The organism is Roseburia sp. OF03-24 (genome assembly GCF_003463035.1).
Taxonomy (GTDB): Bacteria; Bacillota; Clostridia; order Lachnospirales; family Lachnospiraceae; genus Roseburia; species Roseburia rectibacter.
Window position 1 is genome coordinate 1 of record NZ_QSCK01000038.1, and the last position, 22,372, is coordinate 22,372.

The 22,372-nt window shown below is 38.7% G+C and carries 18 protein-coding genes and 1 CRISPR repeat array; of the genes, 17 read left to right on the forward strand and 1 reads right to left on the reverse strand.

Going from position 1 to position 22,372, the window contains the following annotated elements:
* Positions 1–114 precede the first annotated feature (114 nt).
* The 12 genes from DXA60_RS16145 to cas6 all read left to right on the forward strand — a co-directional run bounded on the left by DXA60_RS16145 (position 115) and on the right by cas6 (position 13,854).
* The gene (locus tag DXA60_RS16145) at positions 115–450 is read left to right on the forward strand and encodes a DUF3837 domain-containing protein (RefSeq protein WP_117922347.1); all 336 of its coding nucleotides are present in this window, start codon (positions 115–117) and stop codon (positions 448–450) included.
* Positions 451–727: 277 nt separating this feature from the next.
* Positions 728–1,434: a CRISPR direct-repeat array (repeat unit 29 nt; unit sequence GTTTTACATTACCTATGAGGAATTGACAC).
* A 142-nt stretch (positions 1,435–1,576) separates the two neighbouring features.
* Positions 1,577–2,374 carry a reverse transcriptase domain-containing protein gene (locus DXA60_RS16150; RefSeq protein WP_117922348.1) on the forward strand — a complete coding sequence of 266 codons (798 nt, stop codon included), beginning with the start codon at positions 1,577–1,579 and terminating at the stop codon, positions 2,372–2,374.
* Entirely contained in the window at positions 2,371–3,483 is a 1,113-nt protein-coding gene (gene cas1 / locus DXA60_RS16155) for a CRISPR-associated endonuclease Cas1 (protein WP_158570891.1), read from the forward strand. The genes DXA60_RS16150 and cas1 overlap by 4 nt, the downstream gene beginning before the upstream one ends.
* Before the next feature lie 286 nt (positions 3,484–3,769).
* Positions 3,770–4,102 (forward strand): CRISPR-associated endonuclease Cas2, encoded by a 333-nt coding sequence (cas2, locus tag DXA60_RS16160; protein WP_330414608.1) that lies wholly within the window; start codon positions 3,770–3,772, stop codon positions 4,100–4,102.
* Between the two features lie 19 nt (positions 4,103–4,121).
* Entirely contained in the window at positions 4,122–4,484 is a 363-nt protein-coding gene (locus tag DXA60_RS16165) for a hypothetical protein (protein ID WP_117922351.1), read from the forward strand.
* Between the two features lie 11 nt (positions 4,485–4,495).
* A complete protein-coding gene (locus DXA60_RS16170) occupies positions 4,496–5,902 on the forward strand; it encodes a TM1812 family CRISPR-associated protein (protein ID WP_117922352.1) in 1,407 nt (468 codons plus the stop codon).
* Positions 5,903–5,925: 23 nt separating this feature from the next.
* Positions 5,926–7,458, forward strand: a complete 1,533-nt coding sequence (locus DXA60_RS16175) for a hypothetical protein (RefSeq protein WP_117922353.1) — start codon at positions 5,926–5,928, stop codon at positions 7,456–7,458.
* Entirely contained in the window at positions 7,430–9,541 is a 2,112-nt protein-coding gene (locus DXA60_RS16180; RefSeq protein WP_158570892.1) for an RAMP superfamily CRISPR-associated protein, read from the forward strand. Before DXA60_RS16175 ends, DXA60_RS16180 begins: the two co-directional genes overlap by 29 nt.
* Positions 9,538–10,845, forward strand: a complete 1,308-nt coding sequence (locus DXA60_RS16185; RefSeq protein WP_117922355.1) for an RAMP superfamily CRISPR-associated protein — start codon at positions 9,538–9,540, stop codon at positions 10,843–10,845. Before DXA60_RS16180 ends, DXA60_RS16185 begins: the two co-directional genes overlap by 4 nt.
* The gene (locus tag DXA60_RS16190; RefSeq protein ID WP_117922356.1) at positions 10,842–11,243 is read left to right on the forward strand and encodes a hypothetical protein; all 402 of its coding nucleotides are present in this window, start codon (positions 10,842–10,844) and stop codon (positions 11,241–11,243) included. Before DXA60_RS16185 ends, DXA60_RS16190 begins: the two co-directional genes overlap by 4 nt.
* Positions 11,244–11,245: 2 nt before the next feature.
* Positions 11,246–13,129, forward strand: coding sequence for a TIGR03986 family type III CRISPR-associated RAMP protein (locus DXA60_RS16195; protein ID WP_117922357.1), 1,884 nt, complete (start codon positions 11,246–11,248; stop codon positions 13,127–13,129).
* A gap of 2 nt (positions 13,130–13,131) precedes the next feature.
* The gene (gene cas6, locus DXA60_RS16200; RefSeq protein ID WP_117922358.1) at positions 13,132–13,854 is read left to right on the forward strand and encodes a CRISPR-associated endoribonuclease Cas6; all 723 of its coding nucleotides are present in this window, start codon (positions 13,132–13,134) and stop codon (positions 13,852–13,854) included.
* A 12-nt stretch (positions 13,855–13,866) separates the two neighbouring features.
* On the opposite strand, the gene DXA60_RS16205 is transcribed toward cas6, so the two are convergent.
* Complete coding sequence (locus DXA60_RS16205; protein ID WP_117922359.1) at positions 13,867–14,928, reverse strand: WYL domain-containing protein; 1,062 nt, start codon at positions 14,926–14,928, stop codon at positions 13,867–13,869.
* A gap of 458 nt (positions 14,929–15,386) precedes the next feature.
* On the opposite strand from DXA60_RS16205, the gene DXA60_RS18710 reads away from it, so the two are divergent.
* The 5 genes from DXA60_RS18710 to DXA60_RS16230 all read left to right on the forward strand — a co-directional run bounded on the left by DXA60_RS18710 (position 15,387) and on the right by DXA60_RS16230 (position 22,368).
* Positions 15,387–15,539, forward strand: a complete 153-nt coding sequence (locus DXA60_RS18710; protein WP_158570893.1) for a hypothetical protein — start codon at positions 15,387–15,389, stop codon at positions 15,537–15,539.
* Positions 15,540–15,611: 72 nt separating this feature from the next.
* The gene (locus DXA60_RS16210) at positions 15,612–16,109 is read left to right on the forward strand and encodes a SpoVA/SpoVAEb family sporulation membrane protein (protein WP_117922360.1); all 498 of its coding nucleotides are present in this window, start codon (positions 15,612–15,614) and stop codon (positions 16,107–16,109) included.
* 501 nt (positions 16,110–16,610) lie between these two features.
* Positions 16,611–16,910, forward strand: coding sequence for a hypothetical protein (locus DXA60_RS16220; protein ID WP_117922362.1), 300 nt, complete (start codon positions 16,611–16,613; stop codon positions 16,908–16,910).
* Between the two features lie 56 nt (positions 16,911–16,966).
* The gene (locus DXA60_RS16225) at positions 16,967–18,430 is read left to right on the forward strand and encodes an extracellular solute-binding protein (protein ID WP_117922375.1); all 1,464 of its coding nucleotides are present in this window, start codon (positions 16,967–16,969) and stop codon (positions 18,428–18,430) included.
* Positions 18,431–18,474: 44 nt separating this feature from the next.
* Positions 18,475–22,368 (forward strand): response regulator, encoded by a 3,894-nt coding sequence (locus DXA60_RS16230; protein ID WP_117922363.1) that lies wholly within the window; start codon positions 18,475–18,477, stop codon positions 22,366–22,368.
* Positions 22,369–22,372 lie beyond the last annotated feature (4 nt).

A 22,372-nucleotide genomic window follows, 5' to 3' on the forward strand; every position in this document is an offset into this window, starting at 1 on the left:
CAAGATGCCACTCACAAGCCTACGATACACCATTTGGGGAGATGATTTATTTCATAAACAAACCAGCATTTGGAGGATGCTTATTTTTACAATGAAGAAATGGAGAAATGAATCATGGTTACATCTATCGCACGCCAGAGTGTTATCATAAAATGCAACATGCAGAAATCTGTCCTGACCGGCAACTACGAGTTTTACTATGCGGCAGGTCTTGTCGCAAAGTTATCCGGAATCGGGTTCTCAGAGGATATCAGACCGGTTGAACTGGCAAATTTGTTACATGAGGAAATGAAAAAGACAGAACCAAAGGACGAACAGGAGAAGTATCTGTTTTCCATGCTGAAGGATTACAAACCGACAGAAGAGTACGATGAACAGATGAAAGAACTGCTGCTGTGGGGAAAAGGGGAGCAGTATCTGTGGACGGTGACAGTGCCGGAACAGGGATAGACACAGAAAAAAGTCCGTCGACCTCAAAGCCACTGTTTATAAGGCATGAGGGGATTTTTTTGTAAGTAAAATCACGGATTTATCAGGAAAAAAAAGAAAAAATCGTTCTAAAAGTCCGTCGATGTCAGTAGGCTTTTTTAAAAGAGCAGGAAATATTGGATTTATGCGGATTGCATGGTTTTTTAGAAAAATAGGTCGACGGACTTTTTTGGAAAAAATGGGTTGAAATAAGGAAAATTTGAGAGTATGATATGTAAAGAAGCTGATAAAATCAGTTGTTTTACATTACCTATGAGGAATTGACACAAATATCATCACATTCATCGAGCCAATAGGTTAGTTTTACATTACCTATGAGGAATTGACACTTCTCCATCCAAAAATTCTGGAATACCTTTTCGAATATTGCGTTTTACATTACCTATGAGGAATTGACACCAACTACTTTATCCATGTCTGGTTTCATTTCAAAGTTTTACATTACCTATGAGGAATTGACACATGCCAACTGTCTTGCAAGCATAGCACGACTAACACGTTTTACATTACCTATGAGGAATTGACACGTTTTAGGTAATCATCAATAATTGATCGAGCCTGTGATTCAATCATAGGTTTTACATTACCTATGAGGAATTGACACGTGTCTGGAAAACCACAAAACTTTCTTCATATTACCACTTGTTTTACATTACCTATGAGGAATTGACACCATATAACTTGGTTCATTATGCTCGATGTGCCATTTTCCGTTTTACATTACCTATGAGGAATTGACACAAGTGCTACCTTCATGTTTCTGTTCATCATATTATGTTTTACATTACCTATGAGGAATTGACACAGATCTATCTTAATCTCTGGTCTTTGTGTTATAGTATGTTTTACATTACCTATGAGGAATTGACACAGTACTGCTCAAAGAAAAGCGTTGCATTTGCAATCTCTTTTACAAGTTTTACATTACCTATGAGGAATTAGCACATAAATCCGTGACGGTTGTTTTGCCTTTGCAATCTTATATTTACATGTATTACATTACATAAGCAAAATTGATACTGAAAATATTGAAACGAGTTTTACGTTCCTAATTAATGTTTATCCCTGAACAAAGGAGGATTGACGTATGGAATTAAGTATTGGTGATGTCCTTTCAGATGATAATATAAATACTGCTATGGAATCTCTGATGGAAAAAAGAGATAGTTGTGGCGTTGATGGGGTAAAGTTATCGGAATTGCCAGTATATTGGAGCGCAAATGGAGACAGAATAAAAAAGGCGATACTGGATGGAATCTATGTACCGGGCATGATCAATCAGATTGAAATTATAAATCAAAAGGGAAAACATCGTAAGATTTCTTTGATGAATTCGGTTGACCGTCTTATTTACCGTGCATTATTTCAGAAAATGAACCTTCTTTGGAAAAATGAATTTTCTGCCTGTTCATATGCTTATCAGGATGGAAAAGGGGTATTGGCGGCTGTAAAACAGGCAGCACAATACATAGAAGAGGGGAATATATGGTGTATTGAACTTGATATACACAATTTTTTTGACAATATAAATCAGGAATTACTGCTTGAAAAAATTCGGGCAGAGATTTCAGATGAAAAAGTGATGAATCTGATCATTGTATATTTAAGATGTACAATACTGGATGATCACATTACATATCAGAAAGAAGAAGGAATACTTCAGGGTGGACCTCTGAGTCCGCTGCTCAGCAACATATACATGGATGCGCTTGACCATTATATGGAAGAGAAGAAGTATTCCTTTTGCCGCTTTGGAGATGATATTAATGTGTATGTAAAGACTTATGATGAGGCGGCTGCCTGTCTGAATACTGTCAGGGAATATATTATAAATGTGGAAATGCTTCCACTGAATCAGAAAAAACGGGAATATTTCAGGGCTTGAACCGCAAATATTTAGGATACCGGTTTGAGGAAAAGAATAAAAAAATTCTTATAAAAAAAGAAAAGAAAGCGTATCGGAGTGTTTACAGAGACTGGTATACGACAGGAATACAGAGGGTTGATAGTAACTACCATCTGATCAATGAGGGAATCCTTACGAAAAGAGATTTTAATGTCTTATTTGAAAGTAATGAGGGGAAAAAATATATTCCGGTAGAAGCAACCGATGCATTGTTTATTTATTCGAATGTAATAATTACCGGTGGATTTCTGGAGTTTATGAATCAGGTGGGACTTAATGTCTGTCTCATAGACAAATACGGGGAAAAGATAGGCAGTTTTGTCCCTCAGAATAATCGAAGAAATATCAAAACAGAATTAAAACAGTTAAGGATATATGACTCAGAAACAGAACGACTTGCCATGGCGAGAAAAATTGAAATAGCTGGGATATCGAATATCCGTGCAAATTTGAGATACTATGAAAGACGTAAAACATCAAAAGAACTGCAGGAAAATGTAGATGTGATGTCTGCCTGTATCAAACAGATGAATGAGGCAAAGAGTATCAACGAACTGATGCTGATAGAAGCGCAGGCGCGTCAGAGATATTACCAGTGTTTCAATTATATATTGGATAATAAAGATTTTCATTTTGAAAAAAGAACCAGACGTCCGCCACAAGATTCGATCAATGCAATGATAAGTTTTGGCAATACGTTGCTTTATCAAAGGATTGCCAATGAAATTAACAGGACAAGTCTTGATATCCGAATTGGAATAATTCATGCAGCAGGAAGCAGACAGGAAAGTCTGAATCTTGATCTTGCTGATCTGTTCAAACCGATACTTGTTGACAGGGCAATATTTACATTGATAAATCGTAAGGTGATCAGCAGTTCGGATTTTATTGAAGTGGAAAATAATGGAATATACCTTAGCAAAAGTGGAAAAAAGGCATTTATCAAAGAATTTGAAAATAAAATTTATCAGAAAGTAAAAATCGATGGAATTGATAGAACGTATGATTATATTATCAAAAGAGAAATACAAAATTTGAAGCGTGAGATTGAAACCGGCGAGGTGTATAAACCATATAAATATGTATGAGCAAAAAAGTCCGTTGACTTTAAAGTCGCTGTTTACAAGGCATCAAGAGAAAATTTCTGGTGTAAAGTCATTGATTTTCGTGGGAAAAATGGGGTGAAATAGAGGAATTTTAAGAGTATGATATATAACAAAGCTGATAAAATCAGTTGTTTTACATTACCTATAAGGAATCAACACAAGATGAGCTTTTATCACTATTACACAATAAAGGCTTATTTTTGTTGCGCTTATTTGCTGATTATACCTGTTGAAACCTTGAAAGATCAGAATAACTAAAGTATAATAAATGAATACAAATGTTTTACCAGGTGGAATTTTTATTAATCAGTTCATTGCCACACAGAGGATAAGGAACCGCATGTTTGTCATTCTTGTCTATGATGTAAATGTAAAAAGGACAAATAAGATACTGAAAATCTGCAGAAAGTATCTGATTCATGTTCAAAAATCTGTTTTTGAAGGAACGATTACAGAAGCTAAGTTGAACAAACTTAAATCAGAACTGGGACGTACCTGTAAAAAAGAGGAAGACAGCATTATGATATACCGGTTTGATTCTCTGCGTTATTCCAGCAAAGAGGTAATAGGACTATATACAACGGACGATAATTTTTTATGAAAGTGCTTTGATAAAACTTATGGACGATATATTTATTAATTTGACAAACCATCCTTCTGAAAAATGGGAAGAAAGTCAGCGAGTGGAAGCTCAGAAATATGGGAAGATCGTAGATATCCCCTTTCCAAATGTGGATGCATATGCGACAGAAACACAGGTTGAAGATTCAGGCAGAAAGATTGTTGAGAAGGTGTTAGAATACTCACCGGCGGCAGTGTTGTGTCAGGGAGAGTTTACACTGGCATTTCAGGTCATAAATATGCTGTTGGATCAGGATATAACAGTTGTAGCTGCATGCAGTGAACGGATTGTAAAAGAGGTCGGAAATAAAAAAGAGTCGTATTTTAATTTTAAAAAATTCAGAAAATATACGAGAAGATAAAGGGTGGAAATATGAATATTTTGCTGTTGTCCATGAGCAAACTGTCGGTAAGAGAGGGAATTATAGAAGAGAGTAAATGTAAATGGACAGATGAAAATAATACTGAGCATGAAATTGAATATTACAGTCAGTTAGAACCGATCACAAGAATGCTGATAGAAGCGGGCGAGATACCGGATGAAGTGATCATGCTCTGCACACGGGAATCTGTGGAGCAGGTGTCATTTATGCTTAAGGATGAGGAGAAAATAATGTCTCCGTGTGAGTTTTATCAGGAACGGATCAATCTCCAGTTGAAAAATGAAAAAGAGATCCATTATATAACGATGCCCCAGCGAAGAACGTTAAATTCAACCGATCTGGAAAGCAAAAGACAGGCGATTGCAGAGATCGCAGAATATGTTCTGAAAAAGAAAAAAGAGGCTGGAGATTTGAATCTCTGGATTGACACACAGGGCGGGCTGCGTGATATTTCATTACTTATGAATGCGGTTTTTTCATTATTGAAGACCAGCGATGTTGTTCCAAAAGGAATCTACTCCATCAATTTTGAAGGTGGAAAAGGAACAATTCAAAAGCAGAATGTTACCTATCAGATTTTTGATTTTGTCTCCGGAATGAATGAGTTTATCGAGTATGGACGGGCGGATCAGCTTCTGACCTATTATAAGAGTATTAAAGAAGAGATTCCGCCGGTAGTACAGACAATGAATGATCTGTCTGAGGCGATCATGCTTTGCAATACAGATGAATTTGACAGACAGTTAATAGAACTCAGAAAGCAGATCAGAAAGGCAGATAAAAGCGACCCTCTATTTTCAGTTTTTATTGAGCAGATTAAAAATGATTATAAAAAAATATTAGATGATAATGCCACAAGTCTGGATATTGTTGAGTGGCTTGTGTCAAAGAAACTGTATCAGCAGACACTTACTTATATCGAGTCGAAAGTGCCGGCAGAATGGGAAGAAAAATATATCATACATTTTGAAAGTAATAAGGAAATACCAGAAGAAGTATTTCCGAAATATAATACGAATCCGTTTCCAAACGAATTGAACTATTACATAGGCATGTTACTGGATGTCAGTAAGCTGGATAAAGCTGAAAGTAAAATCAGTTTGATCAGTTCAGTGAATGAAATTCTTAAAATGAGATGGATGCAGATAGAAAAAGGATCCGATGCAACCTTTGATTATCCGAAGAAAGGAAGTCCGTATGTGATTACGGTAAGTACGAATGCGAATAATAAAAAGTTACTTTCGAAACAGATTTTAATGTACCGGATTATTAAGGATGAACGGAATAAATGGAATCATATGATGAATACAAAGCGCATGACACGGAAAGAATTAACTACCGTCATCAATGAATTCATTCAAAATGGCCGCAGACTATATGCGGATATACAAGCGTAGCACTGGATACAAAAGGAGAATGTATGAGGGAGGAACTATTAGATAAAGAAGTATTGGCAATGTATGATGTCAGGGGAATACAGTCTTATATTTTTAAGACAAATAAGGCAAAAGAAATCATTGGGGCATCTGTACTGGTTGCAAACATTATTACGGATGGACTGGAAAAATACAAAAAAGAGTTAGATACTGCAGAACAATCCCACTATATGACAGACTGGCAGAACGATGATCCGACGGCATTTCTGAAAGATTTGTCCATAGAGATGCAGGTCATGTTTATCGGGGGAGGCAATGCATATGTCTTATTCCGGCATGGCGCGGTCTGCCAGAAGATAAACCGTTTTCTTGCAAAGCATGTTCTGGATGAAACTTATTCTTTAAATCTTGCAGTTGCCGTCATCGAAAAGACGGAGTCTTATAACAAGGATTATAATCATATCAATGATGAAATGCGGCGTATCAAAGCATACATGCCGCTTGCACAGCCGGTTGGTGCAATGCCGTTTATGGCAGTCGATTCTATTACCGGATATCCCATAACTTACATGGAAAATAATAAATATTACTGTACGGAATCAAAATTAAAACGTCAGGCATTCCCGAAAGACGAGCGTGAAAAGGTGTTTGACGATATGGTGACCGGAAAAGGGGATAATTCGCTGCTTGCAGTATGCCATATTGATGGAAACAGTATGGGAAAACGTATAAAAAAAATCATGGGAGGAGAGGGGAAAAAACACAAGACTATCGAATTCTATGGAGAAGCAGTCAGAACCATGCGGGGGTTGTCAAAAGAGATCGCTGAAACATTCCGTGATACTTTTGATCATATGACAGAATATATGGATTATTTGTCACCGCAGGTCAAAAAAACGCAGCACAAGCTTTACCGGGAGATCATTGTTGCTGGAGATGACATTACATTTGTCTGCAATCCGAAGCTGGCAATACCGGCAGTCCGGTATTTTCTTGGGAATATCGGTAATGACAGCGAATACAGTGCGTGTGGAGGTATCGCTTTTTTCAACAGCCATTTTCCATTTTCAGATGCTTATCAGGTTGCGGAAGAATGCTGCGGCAGTGCAAAGAAAAGAGCGAAACAGAAAGAAAACCATGGCGTAGATGATGAAATTGGCAATTTTTTTGATTATCAGATGTGTTCAAATATAAGAGCTGCCAATTTATCCGCTTACAGAGACAGACAGTATCGTTCTGATGCCGGATCATTTATGGCACGTCCGTATTATGTTCCGGCAAAGAATGACCGGTACAGACTGAATCAGAAGAATCAGCGATACAGTATCTGCCATTTTGATGAATGGAAGGGGCAGATATTGTCCATGCCAAGAAGTAAGGCAAAACAGCTGCGAGATGCGATCACGATGGGAAAGAATGCTATGGATGAATATGTTTCTTTTCTGGAATCAAGGGGGTACGGCAGTTACCGCGCCAATATAGATCAATATCCGGTCTGGTATGATGTGTTAGAGGTTATGGATCTTGTCATGGAAGGAGGGAATGAAAATGAAGATAACGATCAGGCTTTTAAGTGATCTGTCAACAACGGCGGGAGAGACTTATAATAGTCTTGTGGATACGGATGTTGTTTATGATAAATATGGTATTCCCTATATTCCGGCAAAGAGGATCAAAGGATGCATCAGAGAGGCTGCACTTGAAATGTGTGAGATGGGAATCATGGAAAAATCACAGTATACAAGGATTTTTGGGGAGGCAGGTTATCAGTCTTGTGAGTTCTGGCTCTCGAATGCATATATCAGGGATTATAAAAAGACGGTAGAGGATCTGGAAGCATTTGAAAGCGAGCTTACGGCACCTCAGAATGTGCTTGCACAGTATGCATATACAAGGACGCAGACAGCAGTTGACCAGAGAACCGGTGTAGCGGATGAAAATTCGCTGCGGACAATACGAGTGGTACGGAAAGGACTTGTTTTTGAAGCGGATTGCGGAATGGAAAACAGGGAAGATGAGGAAATTTTGAAAAGTGCAGTTTCTTTGGTAAAACATATTGGTATGGCAAGAACAAGGGGACTCGGGCTCGTTACCATGCGTTTGGAAGATGGAGATGAGCCGGAATGTAAACATGTAATGTTTCCTTCAAAGCAGTTTTATGACAGAAATAAAATCTCTTACACGATCCATTTAAACTCTACGCTGATATGTAAAACGGAAAACGGTAATCAGGCAGAAACAGAAGATTACATTGCGGGAAGCAAAGTATTGGGACTGATCGCAGGTGCGATGGGACAGACTGCATATCGCGAGATGATGTCAAAAGAAAATATGGTAGTTTCAAATGCTTACATTAAGTGCGGTCAGACCAGATGTATACCGGGGCGTGCATCCTGGCAGAAGGAAAAAGATCAGTCCTATGATGCAGACGGAAAGATGATGATATTTGATCTGTTGTATGAGCCGGATTGTGGCAGCCGTCAGATGACATCTTCCGGAATTGATTATATAGCAGATGATAAAAAGGTTATGACGGTTGATACAGAGATCAGCTACCATCATCAGAGACCGGAGGATAAATCAATCGGAAGGGCAACCGGAAATGAGGATGGATCAAGTTTTTATCAGCTGGCAGGCATCAGTGAGGGACAGTCGTTCGGAGGCTTTATTTATGCTGGAAGAGAGGTTGCAGAAAAGATCATTGAAGCTGTCGGAACTTTGAAACATGTCCGTATGGGATATGGAAAGTCTGGTGAGTTTGGAGACGTTGACTTTACATTAGACAGCTTGGAAGAAGTTTGCGATAAAAATCCGCAGGATACGGTAAAGGATGCCGTCATAACGGTATTGTCTGATCTGGTTTTATATAATAAGCAGGGAATCCTGACAGCAGAGCCAGAGGTCTTAAAACAGTATTTGGAAGATATACTTTCGGTATCAGATCTTGAGATCAGGAATCCTTTTTTTAAGTTTGATACGGTCGGTGGATTTAATGTTACCTGGAAGCGTCGCAAACCTGTCTTTTATGCGATCGGGAAAGGTAGTTCGTTTATCCTTCATTCTGAGTGTGGATTTGACATTCAGCTGTTAAAGAACTGTTTTATTGGTGAACGCACCACAGAAGGTTATGGTGAGATTATTGCAGAAAAGTTTTTGAGGGGAAAATCCGCTTCGGAAGGAAAGATATATATATCGAAGTATTCTGATGAAGCAGATCATCGGAAATTGGATGGTAAAACAGGAATTATTTATACACTGCTGCAGGATGATTTTGAAAAAAAAGCGGAAAAAAATATCCGTGAGAAAGCTGGGGAATTTACCAGTGATATCAAAAATGAATCCGGCATAAATTTGTCGGTATTGAATGCAGCTGTGGCAAAGATCAGGGTACTTTTCCGGACAGAAAAATCATACGAAGCCATGTCAGAACAGATCAGACAGATTGAAGATGAAAAGAAAAAGAACATTTGCATTAAGATTCTGGAAAAAGCAGATCCGAAGAGTATTGCAGCTGAAACAGAACGGGAAATCCAAAAGAACTATGGAATAGAGTTCCACAGTGACATGGATGATAATGAGAAGTACAGGTTTATGTATCGCAGTTACATCATAGATCTGAAATACTGTGTAAAGATATTGCAAAAGGAGCAGGATGCATGAGTAATAGGATTTTAAAAAGAAAAGTTCTAAGAATACAAGTCCGGTTTACCGCTCCGCTTTGTGTTTCGTCAGGAGAAGAAAAGTGGACGGATTCAGATGTTTTAAAAGATGCAGATGGAAGACCGTTTGTCGCAGGAAGTTCTGTTGCAGGTGCTATGAGGGCATATCTGGAAAAGGAAAAAGACTCTCCGTGTATGATGGGGTATTTAAGTGCGGATGGAAATGGCAGGATGAGTTCTGTCTATATATCAGATATGGTTTTTGACGAAAAAACAGTCGCGTTTTCCGTTCGCGATGGTGTTTCGTTAAACGATAATAAGACTTCGAAAACGGAGAGTAAATATGATACAGAGATATTGGAGACCGGAGCGGAGGCATATTTTTTTATAGAACTTGTAATTCGCGAAGCGGATGACGAGCCTGAAATGGCAGGTGGGATAAAAGCTTTTATTTATGGAATCGATCAATCAGAGATCCGTCTTGGAAATAAAAAGACCAGAGGGTTTGGTACATTTGAAGTAACAGTTGTAAACAGCAGATGCTATGATAAAACAAACTATCTGGAATATGCACAGGCTTATGATGATAAGACATGGCTTGATGTCCAAAATGAGATTGAAGAATATAAAATGTCTGTTGATCCTCTATATGCAAAGACGATAAAAATTGAAATTCCTCTGCGTATGAAAGGAGGAATCAGTATCCGTCAGTATGCTGCCAGAAAGGGAGAACCGGATTATGTACATCTGACAGATCATGGTATGCCGGTCATACCGGGAACAAGTTTTGCAGGAGCGATACGGCACAGGGTAAAAGAAATTTTATGGGAGTTAGAAAAAAATGGTACAAAAATGCCGTTAAATATCGCAGGTATCATGGACTATGCGTTCGGTTTCGTGGATAAAAAAGAAGCATGCGCATCTAATATCATTATCAATGAAGCGGTTATTTGGCATGCCAGACCGCTTACGATGACAAGGACAGGAGTAAGCCGTTTTGAAGGAGCAGTCAAAAAAGGAGCATTATATACAGACAGAACTTATGTTGATGGAGACCTTACACTTAAGATGTCTGTCCGTATCAAAGAAAATCCGGCAGATGCCAGATGGATCATGGGTATTTTAATGCTTGCCGTCAAAGATCTGCAAAATGGTTTTCTGGCAGTTGGTGGTCTTACCTCTATCGGGCGTGGCATATTTTGCGTAAATGGTCCGGTTCTGATCAATGGTGAAGCAGGAAAAGAGGATGGATATATCGCAGATATTTTTAAAAATATGAGTCCAGATGGAGGTATGAGAGCATGAATTTAGCAAAAGCACCGGAGCATGGGATAATGTATGCTCTTTATACAGGGCGGGTTGTTTATGAACCATATGACCGCGACCGTCTTCCATCTGCAGAAGAGATGCAAAAGGGACTCTTAGAACTGCATTTGTTTGATGAGTACAAAGAATACCGGTTTATCAGATCAGCGCGCGGGGATATCGAATTGTGTGTGGATGATAAAATCATCAGTTATTGTGACCGGGATGAAAAAAATGTTCATTCGGATACATACACAGAGGGAAAAATAATCACGCTTACAAAGGGGCAGGAATCACCGGATGAGAGTAAGGATTATGTGGAGATTGTAAATTATATATCTTATGATGAAAACGATCTTATGACTATAAATAATTATAGGCTGAAAGAGGTGAGATAAGTATGAGGGGATTTGTAAATCCATATAATTTTATTCGTTTTCCAAAGGAAAAAGCGAAAGCATATGAAGATACGGACATCCATACTGGCGTGATAGAATATACGGTTACAACCAAAACACCATTGTTTATTCCAAATTCAAGTTCGGATCACGCTTTTAAGGAATCCGAGGTAAAGGATCATAAATCTTATGACTTCTTTTCTTATACGGAGCTTGAGACAGATCGCACATATGATAACGAGTACCATGTTCCGGTAATACCGGGAAGTGAGATCCGCGGTGTTGTAAGGCAGGTATATGAGACATTGACGGATTCTTGTATGGGAATATTAAATGTAGATGCGTATCCGGTAAAAAGAACGATGGGACAGTTTAAGCCTGCTTTGATCCACCGTACGATCAATGGAAAACTTGAACTATTAAATGCAGATTCTTATCGTATCGAAATGGCTTGTGGAGAAAAAGAAGACGGGTCTGAAAGATACAGTAATGGAACGATAGTATATTTTAATAGGATAAGACCGGGTGGATTGATAAAATATTACAGCTTTTCAAAGGACGGAGATTTTAACGGCAGCGGCTGTCTGATCAAATGGGGAATGGGCTGCAGAAAGAAGCGGTATCATATTTTTGCCGGTAAAAACGCACAGAGTCCGGAAGAAAGATCGTTATCGAAGGATGTGATCGAAAGAAAACTGCTTCCAGTGATAGAGTCATATCTGTCGCAGCCAAATGTATCTTCTTTGAATGAGAAGGCATATCAGGAATACAAGCAGGATCTGCAGCTTTTTTTGAAGGAAAAAGGAGAAGGGTATTTTCCTGTCTGCTATTCAAAACTGGGGAATGAAATTCTGTATTTAGCTCCTGCAGTATTTTCCAAGGAAATATCAGATCATAACATTGAGACACTTGCAGGTTCGTTTTCACCATGTAAGGAAGAGGTATGTCCTGCATGTGATCTTTTCGGATATGTGAGAAAAAATAATGAAAATTGCAAGGGTTCTAAAGTGAGATTTTCAGATATGTATGTCAGAGAAAAATTGGATGTGAAAGAATACTATCTCAATTCCCGGATCACTTTGCAGAATTTAGGAGAGCCTAAGCTTGGAAATGTAGATTTTTATCTGAAAAGACCAGCAGGGGCACAATTCTGGACATACGATTATTACTATGCAGATCAGAAGCTTAGCGTTTATCCGGGTGAACTGCGGGGACGTAAGTTTTACTGGCATCACCAGAAGGTCAATCTGCCAAAAAATATAGTGCCTGTAAATCTGAATAAAACGGTGCGGATGGTAAAAGAGGGAATTGAATTTTCAGGAAAACTATATTTTGAATCAATCTCGCAGAAGCAGTTAGATCAGCTGATCTGGATCTTAAACAGTGGTACGGAGGGACTTGGACTGAAACTTGGTGGAGCAAAGCCGCTTGGAATGGGAAGCATTATGTGTTCCGTTGACAGAGTGACAGAGCGCAGGATAACAGTGGATGACGGAAAAATAAAATATATACTGGATGAAGCAGACCAGTTTGATGATATTACATATGAAAGTGTTGGCTTCAGCAATACGGTAAAAAAAGAGTTTTATAAGATCGCAGGATTAAAAACTGTTCCTGCTGATGTGGAGATCACTTATCCGAAAGAAAATGAACAAAAAGGTAAGCTGTTAGATGAAGGGTATAAATGGTTTACGAATAACCTTACATTTGTAACAGATGGAATGGTAAGAAATCGTGAGAGTATGAAAATAAGTGAAGCATTACCACAGATTCTCGACCAGGACTTTTCGCTGCCGTATAATGACAAACCAGTGAAAAAGAATAGTTATAAAAATAATGGAAGAAACGGAAAGTATGGTACACGGCCAGCAGGCAGAATAGGATAATTATGCAGTTATTAGTACATATCCGGCTTGACAGACCACTTGTATTGCCGATCAATTATAATCATATTTTACAGTCGGTTATTTACCGGGCAATCTCTATTGTGCCGGATTTTGGTAATTTTGTTCATGATTGCGGGTACAACAGAGGTGGTCGTCAGTATAAGATGTTTCAGTTTGGACAGTTAAATGGCTCCTATCAGATCAAAGCCCGGAAAATCATTTTTGATTCACAGGTATCTTTTGAGGTAAGAAGCCCGGAGCCACTATTGATAAGGCTCATGGCAGACAGTTTTCATTATTATGGGATCACATTTGGAAAAACACTGTATCGTGATGTGGAACTGGAACTATTTGATTATACAGTGGAAGAGTCAGAACTTGTGATCCGGATGAAGTCTCCGGTAACAGTTTATGCAACGGATCCTGTTACTGGAAAAACATATTATTATGATCCGGATGAAGCAGAATTTTATGGCAGGCTCAATGACAATTTTTATCGTAAATATCAGGCATATTATGGAATTGCGCCGTATAAACCACTGGACATTTCAAAAAATGAAGGAGTAAAAACCAGAAAGATCGTCACAAGATATCAGAACAGCTATGTGACAGCATGGTTTGTACAGCTGAATTTAGCAGGTGAACGCAGATATCTGGATTTTTTGTATCAGACGGGGCTGGGAGCAAAAAACTCCCAGGGGTTTGGAATGTTTGAGATTGTGTAAGTAAGAAAGCAGTTATTTTGCTTGATAGAGCTTTGAAGCCGCTGCATAGGAATCTGCGAACTTTTGTCTTAGGGATGGAGGAGAAAGAATTTCGGCATCGGCTCCAAAGGAAAAGAAGTAATTATATGCCTGGAGTTCAGAACAGTCGAATACATACTCGTATTCCGTGGATTTTTCTTCATTTTTTACAGGCCGTGAGTGAAGTTTTTTTAAGAAAGTCTGCGTTCCATTTTCGGTTAGTTTTACATGTATTTCTTCCCCTTCACCAAGCAGATAGGCAGGTGAATATTTAGCCAGTTTATCTTCAATGTCCTTTATCTCTTTTTGGTTCAGATGAAAAGTGCGGCTTCTGGAAAGCCGTGAGATATTAATTCTCGACATGGAAAATGAAGCAATGACTTTATTCTTTTCGCTGTATTCTTTTTTTCTTGAATAGCAGACCAGATAGTCTTGTGTGGACATTGGATCTGCAACGATTTTATAAGGATAGACACAAAAAGTCTGTTTTGTGTCATTAATGGAAACAATAACATCTAAGATGTAATTGTTTTCACATGCAATATTTATCTGGTCATAAATATCTTTTCTAAAAATCTGTTCTCTTTTTATAAATGGAAGAGATGCGTACTCTTCAATCAGGCATTTTATATACAACCCTGAACGATCACCATATGGAACTGCTTCCATACATTCATCTCCGAATAAAAAATCTGCATTTTCATCATTAATATAATACAGTTTCGAGTGAGCCTTATTTTTTTTGAATTTTTCGATGTGGCATTTAAGCTCAGTTTCCTTTTGGGCAACAAGTATATCGATGACTTTATTGAGTTCAATTTCATGAAAGCCAGATTTGGAATCTTTCAGACATCCGGTAAGTTTTGAGCGGTATTTTTCCAAATAGGTAAATATGGATGAAGCTGCTTCATCATGGAAATTTGTTATAACGGTATTGATGAAAGCTGTCATGGATGTAACACCAAACACAGTCATATCGTCTTCTATCGTAAATATAGCTTTATCGCTAAAAGAAATTCTTATTTTTTGCGCATCATTTATAGCAGTAAATCCCATATAGTACCATCTCCCTTTTTATATAAAAACTCTTGTTGTTCCTATCATCGTAACATTTTTTTGAAAAAAATACAATTATACAAGCTAATTTCGTAACAGTTTGATGAAGAAATGATTCCGTTGTTTATTGCCATATGAAGAGTTATAATAAACTCAGTCAAGGGGAAAAAGAACAGATTCGCAGGGAGGTGATAGTATGGAAGAGCTTTTTAAGGTTATCGGTTACGCTGTAGTCGATATTCTGGTTGAAGCTGTTGCCAGTGCTGATGAGTAGCAGCTGCCAGGAATGTTTTGACTGTGAGGAGGTGATAAGTGATGGAGGATTTTGATTTCCGAGTGTTAGGTCATGTGCTTGTCGACATTTTTGCCGATATTTTTGAGGGATAAGGCATAGCCTTATTTCTCTCAATGCTGGATGAAACTGATGGTTTGTTTTTCGATTACAGGAGGTAATGGAGATGGAAGGGATGGGAAATGATATGGTTAATTTTGGTATCAGTGAGCTTGTACCTGTGAAGGTTACAAATGTTCAGCGGGAGATCATCAAGACCAAGAGCAGATGGTTCCTGCTGGCGGAGGATGAATTACCTTTAGCGGAAAGAAGTGCGTGATCCGCATAAAAAACAGACTACCGTGTCATACTAATCCGGTAAAATTCAGATTATTTTACGGGAGGGAAAAACATGGAGAAGCAGAAAAACTTATCTAAAGTATCAGCCGGTGCAGATAAAAAGGTAAGGGATCAGGCATACAATGAGTATGTGGAATCAGTAACACCCAAACATAATCTTGCTGCGAATATGGCAAAAGCATTTGTGATGGGGGGGATTATCTGCTGCATCGGACAACTGATCTTAAATACCTGTAAAAATTTAGGACTTGATAAAGAAATGTCAGGGAGCTGGTGCAGCATCCTGTTGATCTTATTATCTGTGATCTTAACCGGACTGAATCTGTATCCGTCACTTGCGAACTGGGGAGGAGCAGGAGCACTTGTGCCGATCACAGGGTTTGCAAATGGTGTTGCAGCACCGGCGATTGAATTTCAGAAAGAGGGACAGGTTTTTGGAATCGGCTGTAAGATATTTACAATCGCAGGACCTGTTATTTTGTATGGTATTTTTTCAAGCTGGGTTCTGGGACTTATTTACTGGCTGCTCTGTAGTTTGGCATTGCTATGAAATATCAGGTATGTTACAATGAACCCGGATAACAGCCTTTAATGGGATACTAAAATATAGGAACAGGGTATCTTTGAAAGAAGGTGCATTGTTCCTTTTTACAATAGGATAAGGAGTAAGAAAAATGTTTCACAGTCAGTCAACGCAGGTAGAATTGCTTTTCTGCGGTTGTCTTTTTTTGCCTGATCACAGCATTATGTATGTATTTAAGTAATAATTTTGATAAGAAAAAGAGAAAGTGGCTGCTTTTGATGCAAGTGTCTACTGCGGTACTTCTTTTTAGCGATGCTTTTCTGTATTGTTATTTTGATGCAGACAATTTTTATCACAGGAATACAGGATTTGTGATTTATCTTCTGTTTCCGGTAGTGTCAATGCTTATCGATCGGTCATTATTGGTACAGTTCCGAAAAAATATCCGGAAAAAGATTTTTGTGTCTATGCTTTCCTATATCTACAACGTTAAATCAGTGCGTTAAAGAATTGTCATCAGATCCGGATATGGATGTAGCAATCCAGAACCTGCTTGGTGTTATTAATGCATATTTTCGAGTAGACAGAACCTATATTTTTGAAATATCGGCAGATGGAAAAACTTTAAAAAATACATATGAATATGTCAGTGATGGGGTTTCTGCACAGATTGAAAATTTACAGGAAGTGCCAATTGATGTTATATCTGTATGGATAGATCATTTTCAAAAGGATGAAGTATATTTTATGTCGACGGTAGAGCAGGAAAAGGGTTCTGAATCCTACGAGATGCTGCAGGAACAGGATGTAATATCATCTGCAGAATGACGAAAAGAATGAATGAAGGGGCAGATGGAGCCTTTACGAAAGAAAAGAGGAAAGTTATGAAAAGATGGAGCGTTGCAGTACTGATGATCACATTGTCCATGCCGTTTTTTGCAGGATGTGGAACGTCGCAGAATAGTGGGACTGCAAAGGTAAAGTTAGATCCGGACAATCCGGTATCACTTACGGTCTGGCATTATTACAACGGAGCACAGCAGGCTACTTTTGATACGCTTGTGGAAGAATTTAATGCAACGGTAGGAAAAGAAAAAGGAATTTATGTGGAAGAATACAGCCAGGGTTCTGTTTATGATTTAGAACAGGCGGTTCAGAGTGCGATCAAAGGAGAAGTGGGGGCAGATGATCTGCCGGATATTTTTTCATCCTATGCTGATACGGCGTATTATGCACAGCAGGAGGGTAAATTAGTTGATCTGACACAGTATTTCAGTGAAGATGAATTATCTTCTTATGTGGACTCTTATATTGAAGAAGGATATTTTCAGGACGATGGTGCACTGTATCTTTTGCCGGTTGCAAAATCAACAGAAATCATGATGATCAATAAAACGGACTGGGAGCCGTTTGCAGCAGAGACAGGATCTTCATTGGATGAATTAAAGACGATTGAAGGAGTCGTTGATGTAGCTGAGCACTATTATGAATGGACAGATGCAAAGACACCGGATATTCCGGATGATGGAAAGGCATTTTACGGCAGGGATTCCATGTCTAATTATTTCATTATCGGAATGAAACAGATGGGAAAAGAAATCTTTGAAGTAAAAAATGGAGAGGTAACATTAAATACAGATAAAGAATCCATGCGTCGTCTGTGGGATGATTATTATGTGCCATATGTGAAGGGATATTTTGAATCTTACGGAAAATTTCGTTCAGATGACGTGAAAACAGGAGATATTCTTGCATATACCGGAGCTACATCTTCGGCAGTATATTTCCCGGATAATGTAGAAAATGGAGAGGAGAGTTATCCGATCGATTACATTATTCAGGATGCGCCGATCATGCAGGATGGAGAAAATTATATGGTGCAGCAGGGGGCAGGAATGGCTGTTACAAAGTCAGATGATGCACATGAATATGCATCCTGTGTATTTTTAAAATGGATTACAGAGAAAGAGCAGAATCTCCGTTTTGGCTGTGATTCTTCATATCTTCCGGTTTTAAAAGAGGCAAATAAAGTTGAAACATTAGATAAGGTTATCAAAGATAATAATATAGAGATCAATGAAAAGTCTTATGATTGTCTGAAATACATCTTAGAGAATTTTGATCAGAAGAAATTTTATACACCGAAAAGTTTCAGAAAGGGGTATGATGCGAGAAAAATCTTAGACTATAATTTGTCTGATAAGGCAGTTGAGGATAAAACTGCAATCGATGCAGCTATTGCAGAGGGAACCTCAAGGGATGAAGTATTAGAATCATATCTTTCAGATGAGGCATTTGAAAACTGGTACAATGATTTTTGCAGTTCTCTTTCTGCTGCAGCAGAATAGTGTGGAAATAAACTGAGCAAATGAGACGGACAGGTAAGGATTGCATGGGGAAAAAGAAAAAGACTTTATTAAAAATATTTTTGATACCGATTCTGGGAATTGTTCTGATTGAGGGGATCGTGCCGTTCCTTACATTGGTTTTCAGCGGGATAAAGTCGAATCTGGAGGAGAATAATATACGTGTTGTAAACCATATTGTAGAGAACAGACAGGTGGTTCTTGAAAATGATATGGTGGAGAAGTGGCGCTCTGTTTATAAGAAAAGTGATGAATTAAACAGTGATCTGTCACAGGTACTTGATGATAATCATGCGGATGTCGGGCAGTTTCTGAAATCAAAAGAGATTCAGGAACAGTATTTAGAAATAGTATTTCCTGACATGGTAGATGAACTTCAATATAATATGACTTCCGGTATTTTCCTGATTCTTGCAAATGACAGTCCCATGAATGAGGAAGCAGAATACAGAGGCTTTTTTGTGAGGGATTCTGATCCGCAGGCAAAAACGGAGTCCAATGCAGACCTTTTATTGGAGCGTGGAAATAAAAGGTTGTCCCATAATCTGTCCATTTCTTTAGACAGTGCATGGAGTACAGATTTTCATTTTACAGGAAATGGAAACCGTGATGCGGATAATTTTTTTTACAGGCCTTATATGCAGGCAGTCCGGAATACCAAAGTGAATATGAGGGATTTAGGATACTGGGCAAAGACATTTATTTTGGAAGATCATTATATGGACAGCCATCAGATGATCACTTATTCAGTACCGCTGTTATATGAAGGAACGGTTTATGGGGTGGTAGGAGTAGAGATCAGTCTTAACTATCTTTCGAATTATTTCTCTGTCAGGGATCTGGATGGTGATTTAAATGCCGGATATGCGCTTATGATCCAGAATGCAGAAGGAAAATATGAGAGTGTTGTTGGAAAAGGCGCTTTGTATGATATTGTATATAGAGATAATCATGCATTGGAATTTAAGGCAGATGCAGGAGATGAATTGTGCAAAATCACCGGGGCACAGATGGGAAAACAGGATATTTATGTGGTAACAAAGCCGTTATCACTTTACAGTAATAATGTGCCGTATGATGATGCTGACTGGGTATTGTGTGGATTTGTCACAGAAGATTCTATTTATGGGATCGGAAGAAAAGTCTATATTAAAATGATCACGGCAATCATAAGCGGTGCACTGTTTGCAGCAGTTTTAGTATACTGTCTGATCCGTTATGTTACAAAGCCGGTATACCGTCTGATGGAAAGTGTACGTGGCGGAGTTACCGGGATTCGTGATTTTAAAAATTCAAATATTCTTGAAATTGACGAATTACATGGAGTGATCGAAAATCTGACCGATGAACAGATGCAGACGGAAACACAGCTTCTGGAAGAAAAAGAAAGATACCGGATCGCAGTTGAGAGTTCACAGGATATATTTTTCACGTATCGTAAGAAAGAAAAAATATTAGAAGTTGTAAACAGCGGTAATTTTGATGGTATCTGGGATTGTGTGAAACATCCGGAGTGGGTAGATAACGGATATATTTATCCGGAGGACAGGGAACGTGTTGTGTATCATGTTCTCAATGCAAAAAATGAGCTCAATATTGATTTTCGGATGCGTTACAGGGCGGGAGACGATTATACCTGGGTAAATCTGTCCGGAAGTGTTATGCTGGACGAAGCAGGAGAGTCAGAGCGTGTAGTTGGCTGTATTCACAACATACAAAAGAGAAAACTTCTTGAAGAAGAACAGAGAAAGAAACAGCTTTTAGATCCGGTCACATTATTTTACCGTCTGGAATATGGTCTGGAAGCAATGAGAACAGCGCGTGAAAAATGCCCGGAAGGTGTTACTGCTATTATTGATATCTGTCATTTCACGAAAGTGAATGAGCAGTATGGACTGATTTTTGGAGATATTTTATTAGAACAGCTTGCCGGAGAGCTCGTAACAGAATGTGGTAAGCAGAATTTCAAAAATGTCATCTATATAAGAGCAGGTGCAGATCAGATGCTGCTATGGCTCCCTGATGTGCAGACATCACAGGTAAAAGCAATGATTGAAAAGGTCCGGCAGGATTTTACGGCACTGACAGATGAGAAATTGCTTACATTGAATTTAAAATGCGGTATTACGCGTGTAATGGCAGATGATCGGGAAGAAGACAGTAAACAGCAGGCAGGAAAGGCATTAGCAGCTGCAAAGCATAGTCGTTATGACATTATGATTTATCAGGAACTTTCGGAGAATGAAAAAAGTATGCAGGCAGATGCCACATTCCGGGAGATCGCTTCCGTTGGCAGGTTAAAACAGATGAACCTTTCCTCTATAGCGATCAATCTGTGTGACAGAGAAGGAGAACTTGCAGTCATACTTGATATTCTTTCATTGAAGTTAAAAGAAAAATATAATCTTGCAAATCTTGTCATTGCAAGTTTTAACAGGGAATATCTGGTAAACAGCCTGTTATATAACTGGAAAGATACAGAAAACTTTCAGAACTGGGATGGAGTCAGTCGTTGTTCCGGTTCAGAATACCAGCAGTTTATTGAAAATAAGAAAGTGCAGGAGATACTGCCGGTTACGGAAGAAGTTTTAAGGGATCCGACACTGGGAAAATTTGCAGACCGGACGGATGGAGTACTCTATCATATGGCTGACAATGGTTCTTATGCAGGAAGTATCCTGTTTATGGGTATTGATCAAAAAATACTGGATAATGAGGAAGACCGGAAGAATTTAAATGAAATAGGATCTATTATCCAAAATAAGATCAATCTGCAGCGTCATGATCTTGCAGCAAAAGCAAAATCAGATTTCCTGGCACGAATGTCTCATGAGATCCGCACACCGATGAACGGAATTATCGGTATGGCAGAGATCGCTCTGAGAGATGGACAGGAAGAAAAACGACGTATTGACTGTCTGAACAAAATTAAAAATTCTTCTAATTATCTGCTTGGATTATTGAATGATATTTTAGATATGTCAAAGATCGAAAGCGGAAAAATGAAGCTTGTGTCAGAACAGGCAGATTTAGCTAAAATGATACGGGGACTTGAGCCTTTGCTTGAATCGAAGATTGCAGAGAAAAACATCCGGTTTTCACAGAATATTGAGCTAAAGAATGACTGGTTCATCTGTGATGAACTCCGGATCAACCAGGTACTTGTGAATCTGCTTGGAAATGCTGTCAAATATTCCAATATGGGTGGTCATGTGAAACTGACTGTTCGTGAAATGCAAAAGACAGCAGAATTATCGGAGATTTATTTTGAGGTCAGCGATGATGGAATCGGCATTGCGGAAGATAAGCAGCATCTGATCTTCCAGAGCTTTGAGCAGGCAGATACATCTGAAAATGCGAGAATACAGGGAACCGGTTTAGGACTTGCGATCAGCAGCCGCCTTATTCATATGATGTATTCACAGATACAGTTACAAAGTGCACCGGGAAAAGGCAGTACATTTTATTTTACACTGCAGTTAAAACCAGTGGAGAAGAGCCGGCTGCAAGAGAAAACACCTGATCTATCCAGGGATTTCACCGGAAAAAGGGTTCTTGTAGTGGAGGATAACGCACTGAATATGGAAATCGCGCGTACTCTTTTAGAAACATTTGGCATTGAGGTGGAGGAAGCATATAATGGTAAAGAGGCAGTGGAAGGTGTGCGCACTACACCGCCAGGATATTATGATCTGATTCTGATGGATATTATGATGCCTGAAATGGATGGACTAGAGGCAACACGCACGATCAGGCAGATTGACAGGGAAGACTTAAAAACACTTCCGATCATTGCAATGAGTGCAAATGCATTTGACGAGGACGTAAAACGTTCAATCGCAAGTGGTATGAATGGTCACCTGTCGAAGCCGGTCAATGTCAGTCTGCTAAAGGAAACACTTGCATCCGTATTGGGCTGAGATT